Genomic DNA, 15,194 nt, shown 5'->3' with positions numbered 1-15,194 from the left:
TCCCTCATCCGGGCTGCCCCGCATCCCGGCGCTGCCGCGCCTCGAACGCCAGAACGTCGGCCACGCGGTAGTAGACGCTGCTGCCGATCACCAGATAGGCGGCGCCGTAGCCGGCCGAGCGCCAGCGCTGGAGTGTTCGGGTGGACCTCCGCCAGCGACGGGCAAGGTCCCGCTCCGAGAGCAGAGCCGAGGGGTGATTGTCTTCGTGGCGCATGATCAGCATGACCTCTTCGCGACATCGTTGGTCAGAGTTTGACACCGCGAGTCACGGCCGCAAAAATTGGCATGAAGCCGCCAATTTCTTTCTGGCCAGTTTCCTGAAGGGTTTGAGAACTCCGGCCAAAAAGGTGAGTCTGGCCGGTCCAACATGTTCAAATGAAGGAGAGCTGATGCCAGATCAGCTGGAGCCTTGGAAGTACAACGACGGAGAGAAGGAACCCGAGCCGGACACCGACACCCTTCGATGGGAGACCTTGAACCCTCAGTCAGGCCTGGAGGCATGGGATGCCCTGTACCACTTTGCGGATAAGGACCTGGCTGTTGAACTCTATACCACCGAGCGGGTCGCCTACGGGATCGGGGGATACGTTGACCCGTACTGGTTTCCGGGGGAGCGCAAGGAATTCGAGCGAGCATCCGCCGTGTGGCATGCCCTGCTCACCACCCTAACATCCAAGCTCATTACCAGGCTTCTGGCCGGGGAACTGGAAGCACGAGGCTACTCGAGCCATTCCTCCCTCGATGGACCTAGGGTGGTCATCGGTGCGGACCGATGGCGGGACCTTACGCTTGACATTCGACATTCCAGCGCAACTGGACCGGGTCTCGCGATCACGCAGATCCTGATCTTCCTGATGAAGGATGATCAGCCTCCTGTTGCTTCGCCCAAACGTAAAGCGTACCCGGCGAAACTCCTTCGCGAGTGGTACTGCAATTACGTCAAGGAGTGCCAATCCTCTGGCCGCATACCTTCGCGGGATGATGATCTCCGGGACGCCAGGGCCGCGTTCGGAGAGGGAGTTCCTCGGCAGGCGGTCCGGGAGTTACGGATTCAGTATGCGCCGAGCCCTTGGAAGCGCAGAGGGCGACGTCTGGCCTCATCATGCCCCAGGCAAAGCGAAGCTGCTCGGCAGACCGGGCGCTGACCGGCGCTGCCCGCGCGATCCCACCATGGACTCCGGGATGACCGGGACAGATCAGGACAGAAGAAAGGGATATCTTCTTCACGTGCGCGCGTGAAAGAGATTAGCTTTCGACCTGTCCCGATCTGTCCTGACGCGTCCTGCGGCGTGGCCGTGTCGCGACATGGCGCACATTGGCGTAATCTGGGCAGAAACGTCATGGATACAGGAGCTTAGGCCTGCGTTATTCTCAGGACAGGACCTGCCCCGGTGTGGGTCCGGCGCACGCGGAGGCAGCCATGACGCAGGCAGGATACGCACACGGAGAACTGCACCTTTCCGATGAACCAAGGCCGCGTGCCTCGCGGTTGGCGAGTCCGTGCCGAACGCGCCGGTCGCCTGCCGCCCACATCGGCCCCCCCAGCCGAGATCGTGACCGCGGGCGGCGGGGCTCCCTCCAGCCCTGGGCCCCCCGGGGGGGCGGGTCAAAGTCTGGAGCCCTAGGGGGGCGGGACCGGTGGGGGCAGCGATCGTCCATAAACCATAACATTGAGGCATTCTGATGGGGACCTGGCCTGCGGACCGGGTGGAGCGTCGGCCCATCGGGAGCCTGGTGCCTTACGCCCGTAACGCGCGGACGCACTCGGACGAGCAGGTCGCGCAGATCGCCGCCTCCATGCGCGAGTGGGGCTGGACCAACCCCGTGCTGATCGACCCGGACGGGGGCATCATCGCCGGCCACGGTCGGGTCCTCGCCGCGCGCGTTCTGGGCTTCACTGATGTCCCCGTGATGGTCGCCGAGGGCTGGACCGAGGCGCAGAAGCGCGCCTATGTCCTGGCCGACAACCAGCTGGCCCTGAACGCCGATTGGGACATGGAGAGGCTCGGCAACGAGTTGCGCGATCTGGAGGGCGCCGGGTTCGACCTCAATCTTATGGGCTTCAGCGACATCGACCGGCTGCTGGCCGGGACGAACGAGGGGTTGACCGATCCCGACGCCGTGCCCGAGCCCCCGGCGGATCCGGTGTCGGCGCTGGGCGACGTGTGGCTCCTGGGCTGCCACCGGCTCGTCTGCGGCGACAGCACCGACCCGCTCGTCGTGGAGCGGGCCCTGAATGGTGTCAGGCCGCATCTGATGGTCACGGACCCGCCCTATGGGGTGCAGTACGATCCTGAATGGCGCAACCAGGTGAATCGGTCGGATGGCTCCAAGGTGACGGCCCGTGCCACAGGCAAGGTCCTGAATGACGACCGCGCCGACTGGCGCGAGGCCTGGGCGCTGTTCCCAGGCGACGTGGCTTACGTCTGGCATGCCGGCCTATTTGCCGGTGTGGTCGCCGACAGCCTTAGGAGCACGGGCTTCCGGCTGCGCTCGCAGATCATCTGGGCCAAGTCGACCTTCGCCATCGGCCGGGGCGACTACCACTGGCAGCATGAGCCCTGCTGGTACGCCGTGCGCGAGAAGGCGACGGGCCATTATGCGGGCGACCGCAAGCAGACCACGCTGTGGCAGATCGACAAACCGCAGAAGTCCGAGACCGGCCACTCCACCCAGAAGCCCGTGGCGTGCATGAAGCGTCCCATCGAGAACAACTCCTCTCCCGGACAGGCCGTCTATGAGCCGTTCTCGGGGTCAGGCACCACGATCATCGCGGCCGAGATGACGGGCCGCATCTGCCATGCCATCGAGCTTAGCCCGCCCCATGTCGACGTGGCCGTCCAGCGCTGGCAGGAGTTCACGGGCCAGCAGGCGAGGCTGGAAGCGAACAACCAGCCCTTCGCGGACCTGGAGGCCGAACGGTGCAGACACGTCGCATGAGCGTGGTGGAAGCTGCCGCAAACGTGGCCGTCGGCTATCTCATCTCGGTCGCCGCAACGGTGTTCGTTCTCCCGGTGTTCGGGTACCCGGTGAGCCCCGCCGACGCTTTGGGCATCTCGGTGGTGTTCACGGTCATCTCGCTGGTGCGCTCCTATGCGATCCGGCGCGTCTTCAACGGGGGCTGACATGGCGCAGCGGGGCAGGACATCAGCGGACGCGGCGTCGGTGGAGGTGATCGCCGGCGGCTTCGGCCAGCGGCCCGAGCCTCCGGCTGACCTGAACACCGAGGAGGCGAGCATCTGGCGCGAGACAGTGAGCGGAGAGCCGGTCGACTTCTTCAGCACCCCGGCGCTGCGGGCTCTGCTCACCGACTACTGCCGCCACCGTGCAAGTGCGGACGCCATCTCGGAGGTGATCGGGGTGTTCAAGCCCGACTGGCTGAAAAGCTCGGAAGGCGCCAAGCGCTATCATGGGCTCCTGAAGATGCGCGACCTGGAAACCCGGGCCGCGGCGGACAAGGCCACCAAGCTGCGGCTCACCAATCAGTCGCGCTACACCCCGCTCTCGGCCGCGACGGCGTCCCGGAACGCGGCCAAGGGGGTGAAGCCGTGGGAGCTGTGACGCGCCCCGATGCGGAGACCCGCGCGGAGCACAACATCCGCTGGATCGAGACCGTGTGCTACGTCCCCGAGGGGCGGGATGCCCGCAGGCCCGTGCGGCTGCGGGACTGGCAGAAGCGCGAACTCATCCGCATCTACGACAACCCGCACGGCACGCGGCAGGCGATCCTGTCGTTCCCGCGCAAGAACGGCAAAACGGCCCTGATCGCGTTCCTGCTGCTGCTGCACCTTTGCGGCCCCGAGGCCAAGATCAACTCGCAGCTTTACTCGTCGGCGCAGTCCAAGGAACAGGCGGCGCTGGTGTTCAAGCTGGCGGCCAGGATCGTGCGCATGTCGCCCGAGCTGCGCCCCGTGGTCGTGGTCCGCGACACGGTCAAGGAACTGGCCTGCCCCGAGCTGGGCACGCTTTATGCGGCGCTCTCGGCCGACAAGTCCACCGCGCACGGCAAGTCGCCCATCTTCGCGGTGCACGACGAGCTTGGCCAGGTGAAGGGTCCGGTCTCGGAGCTCTACGACGCCGTGGAGACCGGCATGGGCGCGCATGAGCAGCCGTTGTCCATCATCATCTCGACCCAGGCGCCCACCGACAACGACCTGCTATCGCGGCTGATCGATGCCGCGGGCCGGGGTGAGGATCCCCGCACCGTTCTGTCGGTCTATGCGGCGCCCATGGATGCGGACCCATTCTCGGAAGACACCCTCCAGGCGTGCAACCCGGCCTGGGGCGACTTCCTCAACAAGGACGAGGTTCTGCGTACCCGGGACCTGGCCCGGTCGCTGCCCTCTCAGGAGGCGGCTTTCCGCAACCTCCACCTCAACCAGCGGGTGGAGCCCTCGGCCCCGTTCGTCAGCCGCGCCGTCTGGGAGGCCTGCGCCACGCCGGGTGTTGAGGACCTCAGAGGCTTGCCGGTCTTCGGTGGGCTGGACCTGTCCGAGGTCTCCGATCTTACAGCCTTGGTCCTGGTCGCTCCAGTCAGCGGTGTCTGGCACGTGCGTCCGACGTTCTGGCTTCCCGGCGATGGTCTGGCGGAGAAGGCCCGCGCCGACCGGGTGCCTTATGACATCTGGGCACGGGAGGGAGCTCTGCAGACGACCCCGGGGCGAACGGTGGATTACGCCTTCGTGGCCGACCACCTGGCGGCGCTCTTTGACCGCTACGATGTCCGCAAGATCGCGTTTGACCGCTGGAACTGGCGGCATCTCAGGCCCTGGCTTGCGCGGGCCGGGTTCCGAGATGACCAGCTGGACGACGAGGGCGCCCTCTTCGAGCCGATGGGGCAGGGGATGCAGTCCATGAGCCCCGCCTTGCGGAGCTTAGAGGCCGCCATCCTCAACCGACAGATCGCGCACGGCGGCCATCCGGTTCTGAACATGTGCATGAACAACGCCGTCGTGCAGTCGGACCCGGCCGGCAATCGGAAGTTGAACAAGCGGCAAGCCCGCGGCCGCATCGATGGAGCGGTGGCGCTGGCCATGGCCATGAGTGTCGCAGGCACATGGGAGGCGCCGCCCGCATCTCCTGGTCTCGACGACTACTTCGCGTCCTTGAGGTCGGGATGAACGTCGTTGGTCCTCGCGACCCATGTCCACTGGCTGGGGGGCGGTTCGGATCGGATATGAACGGCCGGGAACGCCCGAATGCACTGCGATGGAACGAGCACAGTGGAGCTGCAAAGCACTGGCGGCCCAGTAGGAGAGCAAGGCTATCTCCCGACGCACACGGGAGGCGCTGGCCAGTGCCAACGTGCGGGGCGTCCGGCTCGAAGCGAACGACGAGTGGCGGCTCCAGCACCGCTACATGCAGGTTGAAGCAATGGCCGAGCTCGATGCCCTGCCCACCGAGATCCCCGCCCTTATCTCCACCACCGAGGCACCTCTGCGCCAGTGAAACTGGGACGAGTTCGCATACGTCTAACAGCACCCGCCTCAGAGAAGCACCGTGCGCTTCTGGCTACCCACGGCTTCGTCGGATCCATGAGCTGTCGCGGCGAGGGTCGATTGTAGCATTTGATCTGTAACCGAGTCGTAGGCCATTACAGAACCGCCAGCAGACAGACCATCTGGCAGGGCCGCGCTACTGTTCATGCCATCCCGCGATAATTGCGGACCGATTCAGGCTGGCAGGCTGGCAGTCGTGTGGGTCCGCCTCGCCTCTGTTTGGCGCCCCCGCGTCCTCAGATCAGAAGCACATCCCCGCTGGTCATGCGCGCGCCGCCTTGCAGATCGGCCAAAAGGCTGAGCCCGCCGGCGGAGGAGCCGTTCGCGTCAAACCAGAGCGTGGCGTCGCTGGTGCGGAAGATGAAGCGGTCGTTGAGGTCCTGGGCGTGGTTGTCGCCCCGGCTGCGGAACTGCGAGGCGGCGAGCGTGCCCGACGTGAGCCCGCCGCCCAGGCCCTCCAGGCTGACATGCAGCCGGTCGTTGTCGCCCGCACTGTTGTGGAAGTCCGTGACCTGATCCTTGCCCTGACCGCGCGCGAGAACAAAGACGTCGTTCCCGAGCCCGCCCGTGAGCGTGTCCTGCCCAAAGGACCCGGCCAGCGTGTCCTTGAGCTTACCTCCAAGCAGGGTGTCGTTGCCCCGCCCGCCGTAAAGCTTGTCCTGCCCGTTCCGGCCCGACAGGATGTTGTCGACGCCGTTGCCGCGCAGGGTGTCGTTGCCGCTCCCACCGGTGGCGTTCTCGATGATGACACCTTGGACCCTGCCCCTGTCGGGGAGGGCATCGGTGAGGTCGTCGGCGATGAGAAAGCCGCCGTTGATCCCCTTGGCCTGACTGATGGTGTTGGCCACGGACGCGGTGGTGATCGGGGCCTCGAGCGAGACGGGCGCCAGGGAGATCCGGCAGGCCCGTGTTCCCCCATAGACGATCTGGTCGACGCCGCCGGTGTCCCAAAGGGTTTGCCAGAACTCGTCCGTGCCCCCGTCGGTGAGCCGGTAGGTGTCGTTGCCGCCGGCGATGGTCCGGTTGGCGCCGTAGAGCACCTGGAGTGCTGCGATGTCGATGACCGAAGGGCCGCCAAGATAGCCGTGGCCCAGGAGCGTGGCTCCGGTGGCCGTGTCGCGGACATAGGTCTGATCGCGGGTGAGGTCGTACCACCCCGTGGTCGGGTTCAGCCCGCCGGTGCTGTAGGACATCATGGTGAGCAGGCTGTCCTCTGCGACATCGGTGGCCGCCAGAGGGCGGTTCGTCGGGGCGGGCGAGCCTTCGGGGAACGGGTGCATGAGCCCCAGGGCGTGGCCCAGCTCGTGAATGATGGTCCAGTAGCCAAAGCCGCCCTTGGCCACCCCGTCCTGCGACCAGCCGGTGGGCGAGGTGTTGGCGCCGGGGTCAAGGAACGGGTCCGTGTTGAAGGCGGTCCGGACCTGCTGGACGGGGGCGGGCCGGCCCAGCTGCGAGGACGGAAGGTCAGAGACGCCATAGGCTGGCCCCGAGGCGTCCAGAAGTCTCAGGCTTGCGATCGAGGACGGGCCGGTCTGGATTCGGATGTCGGCCGTGGCCGTGTCCATCGTATGCACGAGGTCGATGTTGCAGACGCGCTCAAAGCCCACCGCGGCCGCAAAGAAGGCGCCGTCCTCCCAAAACTCCGTCCAGTCCGGCTCGGCAGCGCCGAAGCCTATGAAGTTCATGGTGATGATGGTTCGGCCATCGGGCGTGAGCCCGCCGGTCCATTTGTCGCCGCCGTCCAGAACGGCATCGACGTATCTGTTGGTGGACAAGGTTCCAGTGGTGGCCACAGCCATGGCGATCTCCCGGTTCGAGGGTGTGGGTGCAAGGGCTGCGCCGGGCGGGCTCGATCGATCGGCAAGGGGCGTCGGTGCTCTGAGGGAGGGCTGGCCCATCGGGGCCTTGTGCCACGCCAACCATTCACCACGTCACCAGCCCATCACCTCCAGGCGCACTGGTGCACCCGCATGGCCAGGGTCGCCTCCGCACCAGGGCCCGAGAGGGGGCCTGCGACCGGGACAGTGAGCCACCAGCTGAGACTTAGTCTAGCGGCGAGCGCCGCCGCAGGGCTAGCGGGATCTCGGGGTGGAGTAGAGGGGCGCGGTGCTGTGGCCGTGGGCCGGTGAGCGAGAAGCTCCTGGAGAACGCGGTCGCGCCGGCTTGAGCGCGACGAGGGAGCTGCGCGCCCCTCCGTCGCAAGATCCGCATCGGGGGGTCTTGCCGCGCACAGGCGGCGTCAGAAGAACTTCGCTTGAGCCGGGCAGGGGCTCCGTTGCCCTCGCCGGCATGAACCAGTGCAGCCCGTTCCGCTCCTTCAAGACCTCGCCCGAGGTGATCCGCCTAGCGGTGATGCTCTATGTGCGTTTCCCACTTTCGCCTCGGAACGTCGAGGACCTGCTGCATGAGCGTGGGATCGAGGTGAGCCACGAGGCGGTGCGGTTCTGGCGGTTGCGCTTTGGCCCGCTGTTCGCAGCCGAGATCCGGCGCAAGCGTGTGAGCGGGATGCGCTCGTCTCGATGACGCTGGCATTTGGACGAGGTGTTCGTGAAGATCAACGGCGTCTAGCACTACCTCTGGCGCGCGGTGGATCATGAAGGAGAAGTGCTGGAGGCCTTTGTTTCCAAGCAGCGGGACAAGAAGGCAGCTCTGAAGTTCCTGAGGAAACTCATGAAGCGGCATGGGCGAGCCGAGGAGTTCGTGACGGATGGGCTCAAGTCCTGCGGTGCTGCCCTCAAGGACATCGGAGCCGAGGGCCGGCAGGTGACCGGCCGCAGGGAGAACAACCGCGTCGAGAACTCCCACCAACCGTTCCGAAGGCGGGAGCGGGCGATGCTGCGGTTGCGGCGTATGCGAAGTCTGCAGATTTTCGCCGCCGTCCATTCCTCCGTTCACAACCTGTTCAACACCGAACGAAGCGTCTCCAGCCGCAGCGTCTACAAGCAGGCCCGCACCGCCGCTCTCGCCGATTGGCGGGGCCTCTTTGCCACCTGACGTCGAGCGGACCTGCCGAATTCGAGACTGGTTCGCATCGGTCTGATACCACCCGCCTGACGCACCTCTGCGGCCGTGTGACCGGTCATCAGCGCTAGCCCTTTTCATCGTGGCTCATGCCGCTCTTCTCCGTCACGATCTCCAAGAGAGGTGCGAGAGGCTCCGACCGCTCAGCGCGGGCAATCAAGGCGACGCAGTCGCGCTCCACCGGATCGAGGGCAAGCCAATCGGCAAGGACGTCGAGGTTGCAGGCGACCTCGTCACGGCGAGCCCGTGCGTAGGTCTGGGCTACCCGCTTGATGGCTGTAACAAGGGCCTCCCGATCAGGCGCAGGTGCGCGGTCCCAGCGGCCGCGCCCGCTCTGATGCTTCCAGCCGAGGCCCAGCTCGCACTCCTCCGCCCATCCGGAGAGTTCGCGCAGCCCACGTCCTGTACGAGGCAGGTTGCGCCCGAGGCGGAGAGCGGTTTCAAGGGCAAGTCGGGCGGCGTAGCGGCTGGGCATCGGGCACCTCCATGATGAAGGTCCCAGGCACATAGCAGGAGGGTGCGACAGAGACGGTCGCAGGCCCATGTTCGCGCTATTGAGCCGTGCAGACTCTTCGCTTAGACCCCAAGTATGCAGTGACTCTCCTTGCGCCTCTGAAAGCAGCTCGCGCTCGCTATACCGGCGGGCCGACATGCCATGGAGGCTCGATAAAGATGAAGCACAGCAAGATCGAAGAGCGCAGCCAGAACGAAAAGCGCGCTCACGTCATCCGCACCGCCGAACAGGTTCTCGCCCAAGCCTATCGCGGTGCCTCGCGCCAGGAGATGATCGACAGCCAGCTCCGTGTGCGCGAAAGCGTCGTCCGGGAAATGAAACGGCGTCTGACCTGAGGCCGGATGAAGAGGCCGGCCTCCATCGGGGCCGGCTAGCCCGCTCGGAGGGATCAGGAGGGAGATGATGGCGCTCGGTCTGGCAGCGCCGCTGAAAGGTGCGGGTCGTTACAAGTCTTAGCCTAATCCTGAACTTCAAGGCGAATTTTCTCGATCCTCTTGTTCATCAAATTGTTTGCGAAGGCGCGAATAAGGAATGCTTCCATCTGAGCAATATGCTGTTTTTCCACCTTATAGGCACTAAAATATCGCGCGACATCATACAGCACAAATGGTCGCCTCACTATCTGCCGGTTGCGTATCACCTTCTTGACATTAGCGCGCGGGTGATTGACTGCGAACATAGATTGGTGCTCGTCGCGCGGACGGTTGAACGCGCCGATTGCTTCATGCCATAATGATTGTCTCTCCGTTTTACCTACGTAGATTGCGCGCCCCATGCTGTCGTAAAAAATGTATATCCCCGCGCTTTCGAGGAGAATCCTACGAACCTCCTCGTAATAGTGATTGTTATAATACTCGTTGTGCTCAACCCCGAAAAGCTGCCAGTTACCGCCTTTTGCGCCTTCTTTAGGGTCAATCTCGAGATATTCAATGATAGGCTCAATCATAGTGAATCCTTGCTGCAGCAGATTTTGCGACCCGGCTTCTTCTTCGTCCATGACGTAGTGGGAGCCGCGCCGCAATCTTGTGCGGGTTCCTGTCATCACAAGATGCGTCACGGCGAAGCCCCTTGCGAGAGCGTTATGAGCGATAGAGTTTATCCAATGTGGCGCTGTCAAGGCGATGCGGCTTGAGCGCGGCAGCGGGTCTGCCACCCTGTGCACGAGCAAAGCTCGCCCCTCTAACTCGGAGCAGCCCGACGCGAATGGGTGCCTGGGTCCGCTCGCTCCTGGAGCGCAAGCCCGCCCGCCTGACCGCCGTGCCCGTGGCCGGCAAGACCGCGCGCATCGCCTGGGCGCTGCTGGCGCGCGGCGGGAACTACCGGCGTCCGGCGCTGGCGTGAGCTGAGACAAGATCCGCAGCAGAAACCTGCCGCGGCCACGACCTGCAAGAGCAGATAGAAGGATGATGATCAAGCGGACCCGCAACTGGGACACCCCCGTGGTAATGTCTGGGCCTGTCAGCTCGTCCGTCTGATCGGGACCTGGTTTGCGGACTTCACAAAGGCCAGCGGTCAGTCGCACCGTACGGAAAGGCCGGAGACATGACCGCCCCCGCCCAAATTGTCACGCCACTAGATCAGTACTTGCAGTCCTCGGAGCGTCTAGACATGACGGCACCCGGAGCTTAGCTGCTCAGTGGCAGCCCTGACCATCAGCCAAGCAAGCAAACCTGCTGACCATGGCTCCTGTGCCTTCGCTCTGCCGTTCCGTCAAGCGATGAGGATGCCGTTCCGTCAAGCGATGAGGATGTAGCACCGTGGGTCGGGCTCGTGCCCCGGATGCACGTCGAGTCTCAGGCTGGCGATCGCGGCTGTCGCAAACCGTAGGATCCCATGCCCCGCGGATCCGGCCTTCAGCGTGGGTCCACTAGAAGTTCCTAGCAGAGCGATGGTCACCTGCTCAGCTTGAAGGTTCTATCCCCATGCTGCCTTAAAATGATCCAGATCCGCGCTCAAGGTCAGGAGCTTAGAAGCCCATGATCGTTGACCAACGGAGTTAAGATGACTTCCTTTTCAGCACAGCAGCGTGAGACTCAGTCGCGTTGGAGGGAGGAGTCAGAGACATTGTCGCAATCAGGTCGCACCCATGGGCAGTACCGCGGCAAGACCTATCCGTTCCTTCTTCAGTCGGAGGTCTGGCAAGAGAACCTGTATCCCAGCATTCGCGAACTGGCTCCGGCGTATTTCGAGGACCGCTCGATCGTGTGGCACCGGATGCGGCATCATCTCCTCAGTTCCCAGGTGTGCTGCCTAAACTTCCTGATGCCCTACGCGGGCAACAAGGGAGCACTGGAGCGTCTGCTGTCGCGTGTCTTTGGCGAGGAGGTCGAAGCGCTTCCAGTCCAAGGTGACGAAGGCTTGCCCACGCAGGATGCCGGGGAAAGCTATATCGGTTTCGAGTGGATTGGTGGAGACCACCTCGGCGAAACGTCTAAAAGCGGGCGCCGCACGCGCGGAGCCAACTGCACGAGCGCAGACGCGGTGGTCCGCATACGCCGGCAAGGTCGCGTCGAGGTTTGGCTCATCGAGTGGAAGTACACCGAGTCCTATGGCCCGCCGCTCCCGGCTGCTGGGAACCCGACACGACGGAGCAGATACGAGCGTCTGGCATTTGCGCCAGATGGGCCGATCCGCTCGGACTTAGGGCTCACGCTAGAGGATTTCTTCTTCGAGCCTTTCTACCAACTCCTTCGCCAGCAGATGCTGGCTTGGCGGATGCAAAAGGCGAAGGAGCAGGGGTCGGAGCGTGTGGGTGTCCTGCATCTGGCACCCCGTGCGAACCTTGCCTTCCAGAAAGTCACTTCGAAGGCCCTGAACCCGTACGGCCGCACTGTTACTGAGATCTGGCCCAAGCTGCTTGTAGATCCGACCCTGTTTCGGAGCTGCGCGCTGGAAGACCTGTTCGGGACGGGGGGCGAGGCCGTTGACCTGCTCCATCATTCATACCTACTTGAGCGGTACTCGTTTCTCTCTCCTGATCAAGTCGAAGCGGGCTGATTGAGGGCGGTGTCGGAAGCCGTTAACGCGAGAAGGAAATCGAAGCTCAGAAGCTTCTCCTCCAGGCCCAGGGTATCCCGCCGTACGTCAGCGGGCAATTTCCGTAGGATCGAGCGCAGGATTGCGCTCAGTTCGACTGGCACTGCAAAGCCATCAGCCCCGAATTAGTTGAACTCGTCGTGGCCAACCGGCCCCTGGTAATCGACACATGACACATCATCTGAGCAGGCCAAAGGACATCGAGCGCATACCCACGATCATCGTGGGGGACATCCACGCCGGTTTCGACACCTATCGTGCGCTTCTTAGGCGAGAGGAGGCCAAGGCCGGCCGGCCTCTGCCTTCAATCCAAGTGGGCGACTACGGCATTGGAAACGGCTCGGACGCGGAGGCGCGTGATGTGCGATCCTTCCATCTCGCGCATCGGCGGCACCGCTTCATCCGGGGTAACCACGACCGACCTGAGGAGGTGATCCGTGCGCCTGGCTATCTCCCGGATGGCATCATCCTCGGACGCGTTCTCTTCTTAGGGGGAGCAGAGTCCCAACGGCAGCCGTTTCGGCCACGGCAGGATACGGAGATGGCACAGGACGAGATGGATGAAGTGCTCAAACGTCTGAGTGCTTCCGCTGAGATGCCTGATGTGGTCGTCAGCCACGACGCCCCGCAGCATGTCGCTGATCGGCTCTGGCGTGAGACTGGCAGCTCAGGCGACGGGGTTGGCCAAGGCCTTGCCCACTCCTCGCGCACCCGGCTGTTTCTGGACAAGGTCCATGCGGTCCTGCAGCCGTCGCTTTGGCTCTTTGGACACTGGCACCACCCATGGGCCCACCAAGACGGGCGCACCCACTTCCGCTGCGTGGGCTATCATGAAGCCTTCACGCTCGAGCTGCCTCTTACGCAAATGGGGATTGCCCCGTAACCCTGATGCACGCGGCTTGAGGGCGTCCGCTTAGGAGCGGACCCTCGCGAGAATAGCGTCGAGACCATGCGGCTCTGGTCAGCCCAACTCAGCCCCTTCCGCGACTTTCCCACGAGCTTCGATATCGTCCAGCTAGCCGTGATGATCGTTGCTTGTTCCCCCTACTGCTTCGGAGCGTGGAGAGCTTGTGCCACGAGCTTAGGAACGAGGTGAGCCACGACGAGCAGGCTAGCCGGAAGTTCTTTTTTTGCTCTCAAGAGGATGATCCTGGCGCCGCAGTTTCTGATCAATCCAGTCCGCCTGCTGTTCACGAACGTTGACAGGTCGCTGCCGGCCGATCTCAGTCGCGGAGCGCGGTCCAGTGATTTGGTGTATGATGAGAGAGTTGGGTGGACGAGTCCTGCTGTCGGCCTCCGACCTCATGCGCTTTTCGGGCTGCCACCAGGCCACCGCCTACGACCTTCAGCTGCTCCGAGATGGAGGCGAGCTGCCGGCCGGGGATGACGCGGAAGCCCGGATCCTGCAGGCCAAGGGCCTGGCCCACGAGAAGGCCTACCTCGCCAAGCTGAAAGAGTCCGGCCGCCCTGTCGTGGAAATCCGCCGCGGCTCCATGCAGGACTGCGCCCACGCCACGCGGGCGGCGCTCGCCGACGGCATCGACTACGTCTTCCAAGGCGCCCTTCACGCGGGGCTCTGGGGCGGATGGGCCGACTTTCTGGAGCGGGTGGACCGGCCGTCTGCCCTCGGTACCTTCAGCTATGAGGTAGCGGATACCAAGCTGAAGCGGGAGATCACGCCCAAGCACGTGCTTCAGCCCGTAGTCTACTCGGACCTTCTCGCGCGGGTGCAAGGCCGCGCCCCGGAGTTCGCGCATATCGAGCTCGGGACCGGGAAACGCGCCACGATCCGCCTGGCCGATTACGCCGCCTATGCCCGGCGGGCGCAGCGGCGGCTGGAGGGGTTCGTGGCCGACCCTTGGCCGACCCGTCCCATCCCGTGCTCGGACTGTGGTCTCTGCGGCTGGGCGGACCGCTGCCAGGAGACTTGGGATAGGCAAGACAGCCTCTTCAACGTGGCCAACATCGCCCGCGGGCAGGTGATGAAGCTGGAGGACGCCGGCGTCCGCACGATGGCCGAGCTCGCCTCGCTCGACCACCGGATCCGCGGCATGGCCGAGGCGTTGTTGCACAACCTCGTGGCGCTCGCTCGTGTAGGGACAGGAGGCGCATATGTGGGCGGGCATGAGCAAGCCGTCACCTGCCCGCTACCGCACGACGAACTGGCCCGAGTACAACGCGTCGCTGCGCCTGCGTGGTTCCCTGCTGGTCTGGCTGGACCGGGAGATGGAGTGGCTGGCGGCTCCGAGTGGCCGTCCGGGGCGAAATGAGACGTACTCTGACTCAGCGATCCAGTTCTGCCTGAGCATCAAGGTCCTATTCGGCCTAGCCCTGCGGCAGACCATCGGGATGGTGGAAAGCCTGCTGAAGATGGCCGGCCTGGCTGACTGGCCGGTGCCGGACTACTCGACGCTCTGCCGGCGGCAGAAGACCGTCACCATTCAGATCCCGTTCCGCCGCTCAGACGGCAACCTGAACCTGCTGGTCGACAGCACCGGGGTGAAGATACGGGGTGACGGCGAATGGCAGGTGCGCAAGCACGGCCTTGGCCGGCGCAGGCAATGGCGCAAGGTCCACCTGGCCATGGACACGGCCACCGGGGACATCCGCGCGGTCGAGTTTACACCCAGCCGCGAGGGCGACAGCCCGGTGCTCCTGGACCTTCTCGCGCAGATCCCGGCCGACCAAGCCATCGGCACCGTCACGGCTGATGGCGCCTACGACACCCGCAAGTGCCATGCCGCCATCGCTGAGCGCGGTGCCACGGCTGTCATCCCGATCCGAAAGAACGGCCGTCCTTGGAAGGAAGACTGTGCCGCCGCTAAGGCCAGGAACGAGATCCTGCGCGCCTCCAGATATTTCGGGCGAGCCTTCTGGAAGCGGCTGACAGGCTACCACGCCCGAAGTCGGGTGGAGGCCCAGATGCGCCGCCTCAAGAGCTTTGGCGAGCGCATCGCCTCCCGAGATCCCAACCGCCAAACCGCCGAGACCCACACCCGTATCGCCCTCATGAACCGCTTCTCAGCCCTGGGCCGGGCTGAGATCGTGCGCGTCAGCTAAACCGAAGGGGAAAGGGGCAAGTTCGCCCTCAGATCGAGTTGTGCAACAACGCCGGGGCAGACCAG

At 64.4% G+C, this 15,194-nt stretch carries 15 protein-coding genes and 1 pseudogene; 12 read left to right on the top strand and 4 right to left on the bottom strand.

Annotation, left to right across the window (positions count from 1 at the left end):
- Window positions 1-4 precede the first annotated feature (4 nt).
- The gene (locus J3P31_RS02995) at window positions 5-223 is read right to left on the bottom strand and encodes a helix-turn-helix domain-containing protein (protein WP_246849247.1); all 219 of its coding nucleotides are present in this window, start codon (window positions 221-223) and stop codon (window positions 5-7) included.
- Window positions 224-389: 166 nt separating this feature from the next.
- Here J3P31_RS02995 and J3P31_RS02990 point away from each other — a divergent pair, with 166 nt between their 5' ends.
- From J3P31_RS02990 to J3P31_RS02970, 5 genes are all read left to right on the top strand, one after another.
- A complete protein-coding gene (locus J3P31_RS02990; RefSeq protein ID WP_210526928.1) occupies window positions 390-1,145 on the top strand; it encodes a hypothetical protein in 756 nt (251 codons plus the stop codon).
- Window positions 1,146-1,683: 538 nt separating this feature from the next.
- The gene (locus J3P31_RS02985; protein ID WP_210526927.1) at window positions 1,684-2,940 is read left to right on the top strand and encodes a site-specific DNA-methyltransferase; all 1,257 of its coding nucleotides are present in this window, start codon (window positions 1,684-1,686) and stop codon (window positions 2,938-2,940) included.
- Window positions 2,922-3,125, top strand: coding sequence for a DUF7220 family protein (locus J3P31_RS02980; RefSeq protein WP_368373005.1), 204 nt, complete (start codon window positions 2,922-2,924; stop codon window positions 3,123-3,125). The genes J3P31_RS02985 and J3P31_RS02980 overlap by 19 nt, the downstream gene beginning before the upstream one ends.
- 1 nt (window position 3,126) lies before the next feature.
- A complete protein-coding gene (locus J3P31_RS02975) occupies window positions 3,127-3,561 on the top strand; it encodes a hypothetical protein (RefSeq protein ID WP_210526926.1) in 435 nt (144 codons plus the stop codon).
- Window positions 3,549-5,120 carry a terminase large subunit gene (locus J3P31_RS02970; protein ID WP_210526925.1) on the top strand — a complete coding sequence of 524 codons (1,572 nt, stop codon included), beginning with the start codon at window positions 3,549-3,551 and terminating at the stop codon, window positions 5,118-5,120. Before J3P31_RS02975 ends, J3P31_RS02970 begins: the two co-directional genes overlap by 13 nt.
- A gap of 614 nt (window positions 5,121-5,734) precedes the next feature.
- On the opposite strand, the gene J3P31_RS21735 is transcribed toward J3P31_RS02970, so the two are convergent.
- Window positions 5,735-7,297, bottom strand: coding sequence for a M10 family metallopeptidase C-terminal domain-containing protein (locus J3P31_RS21735; protein WP_303645121.1), 1,563 nt, complete (start codon window positions 7,295-7,297; stop codon window positions 5,735-5,737).
- Window positions 7,298-7,787: 490 nt separating this feature from the next.
- Here J3P31_RS21735 and J3P31_RS02960 point away from each other — a divergent pair.
- Window positions 7,788-8,492: pseudogene (locus J3P31_RS02960) on the top strand (IS6 family transposase).
- A gap of 94 nt (window positions 8,493-8,586) precedes the next feature.
- Here the strand turns inward: J3P31_RS02960 and J3P31_RS02955 are convergent.
- Window positions 8,587-8,994 (bottom strand): hypothetical protein, encoded by a 408-nt coding sequence (locus tag J3P31_RS02955; RefSeq protein WP_210526923.1) that lies wholly within the window; start codon window positions 8,992-8,994, stop codon window positions 8,587-8,589.
- 197 nt (window positions 8,995-9,191) lie between these two features.
- Here J3P31_RS02955 and J3P31_RS02950 point away from each other — a divergent pair, with 197 nt between their 5' ends.
- Window positions 9,192-9,368, top strand: a complete 177-nt coding sequence (locus J3P31_RS02950; protein ID WP_210526922.1) for a hypothetical protein — start codon at window positions 9,192-9,194, stop codon at window positions 9,366-9,368.
- A gap of 122 nt (window positions 9,369-9,490) precedes the next feature.
- Here J3P31_RS02950 and J3P31_RS02945 read toward each other — a convergent pair whose 3' ends face one another.
- On the bottom strand, window positions 9,491-10,090 hold the full coding sequence (locus tag J3P31_RS02945; RefSeq protein WP_210526921.1) for a GIY-YIG nuclease family protein: 600 nt from the start codon (window positions 10,088-10,090) through the stop codon (window positions 9,491-9,493).
- A gap of 146 nt (window positions 10,091-10,236) precedes the next feature.
- On the opposite strand from J3P31_RS02945, the gene J3P31_RS02940 reads away from it, so the two are divergent.
- The 5 genes from J3P31_RS02940 (at window position 10,237) to J3P31_RS02925 (ending at window position 15,129) form a co-directional block, all read left to right on the top strand.
- A complete protein-coding gene (locus J3P31_RS02940; RefSeq protein WP_438270261.1) occupies window positions 10,237-10,374 on the top strand; it encodes a hypothetical protein in 138 nt (45 codons plus the stop codon).
- Window positions 10,375-11,034: 660 nt separating this feature from the next.
- Window positions 11,035-12,030, top strand: coding sequence for a PGN_0703 family putative restriction endonuclease (locus J3P31_RS02935; RefSeq protein ID WP_210526920.1), 996 nt, complete (start codon window positions 11,035-11,037; stop codon window positions 12,028-12,030).
- Window positions 12,031-12,238: 208 nt separating this feature from the next.
- Window positions 12,239-12,952, top strand: coding sequence for a metallophosphoesterase family protein (locus J3P31_RS02930; protein ID WP_210526919.1), 714 nt, complete (start codon window positions 12,239-12,241; stop codon window positions 12,950-12,952).
- 385 nt (window positions 12,953-13,337) lie between these two features.
- On the top strand, window positions 13,338-14,339 hold the full coding sequence (locus J3P31_RS21250; protein WP_246849246.1) for a hypothetical protein: 1,002 nt from the start codon (window positions 13,338-13,340) through the stop codon (window positions 14,337-14,339).
- Window positions 14,254-15,129 carry an IS5 family transposase gene (locus tag J3P31_RS02925; protein WP_246849273.1) on the top strand — a complete coding sequence of 292 codons (876 nt, stop codon included), beginning with the start codon at window positions 14,254-14,256 and terminating at the stop codon, window positions 15,127-15,129. Before J3P31_RS21250 ends, J3P31_RS02925 begins: the two co-directional genes overlap by 86 nt.
- Window positions 15,130-15,194 lie beyond the last annotated feature (65 nt).

The sequence above is a fragment of the Rubellimicrobium arenae genome, assembly GCF_017916275.1.
In the GTDB taxonomy this organism is placed as follows: Bacteria; Pseudomonadota; Alphaproteobacteria; order Rhodobacterales; family Rhodobacteraceae; genus Rubellimicrobium; species Rubellimicrobium arenae.
This window is presented reverse-complemented; position numbering and strand designations above follow the sequence as displayed.

What these genes read in the sequence shown, in the direction of transcription:
- J3P31_RS02995 (WP_246849247.1), bottom strand. Translation starts at nt 223, where the DNA reads ATGCTGATCATGCGCCACGAAGACAATCACCCCTCGGCTCTGCTCTCG.
- J3P31_RS02990 (WP_210526928.1), top strand. Translation starts at nt 390, where the DNA reads ATGCCAGATCAGCTGGAGCCTTGGAAGTACAACGACGGAGAGAAGGAA.
- J3P31_RS02985 (WP_210526927.1), top strand. Translation starts at nt 1,684, where the DNA reads ATGGGGACCTGGCCTGCGGACCGGGTGGAGCGTCGGCCCATCGGGAGC.
- J3P31_RS02975 (WP_210526926.1), top strand. Translation starts at nt 3,127, where the DNA reads ATGGCGCAGCGGGGCAGGACATCAGCGGACGCGGCGTCGGTGGAGGTG.
- J3P31_RS21735 (WP_303645121.1), bottom strand. Translation starts at nt 7,297, where the DNA reads ATGGCTGTGGCCACCACTGGAACCTTGTCCACCAACAGATACGTCGAT.
- J3P31_RS02955 (WP_210526923.1), bottom strand. Translation starts at nt 8,994, where the DNA reads ATGCCCAGCCGCTACGCCGCCCGACTTGCCCTTGAAACCGCTCTCCGC.
- J3P31_RS02950 (WP_210526922.1), top strand. Translation starts at nt 9,192, where the DNA reads ATGAAGCACAGCAAGATCGAAGAGCGCAGCCAGAACGAAAAGCGCGCT.
- J3P31_RS02940 (WP_438270261.1), top strand. Translation starts at nt 10,237, where the DNA reads ATGGGTGCCTGGGTCCGCTCGCTCCTGGAGCGCAAGCCCGCCCGCCTG.
- J3P31_RS02935 (WP_210526920.1), top strand. Translation starts at nt 11,035, where the DNA reads ATGACTTCCTTTTCAGCACAGCAGCGTGAGACTCAGTCGCGTTGGAGG.
- J3P31_RS02930 (WP_210526919.1), top strand. Translation starts at nt 12,239, where the DNA reads ATGACACATCATCTGAGCAGGCCAAAGGACATCGAGCGCATACCCACG.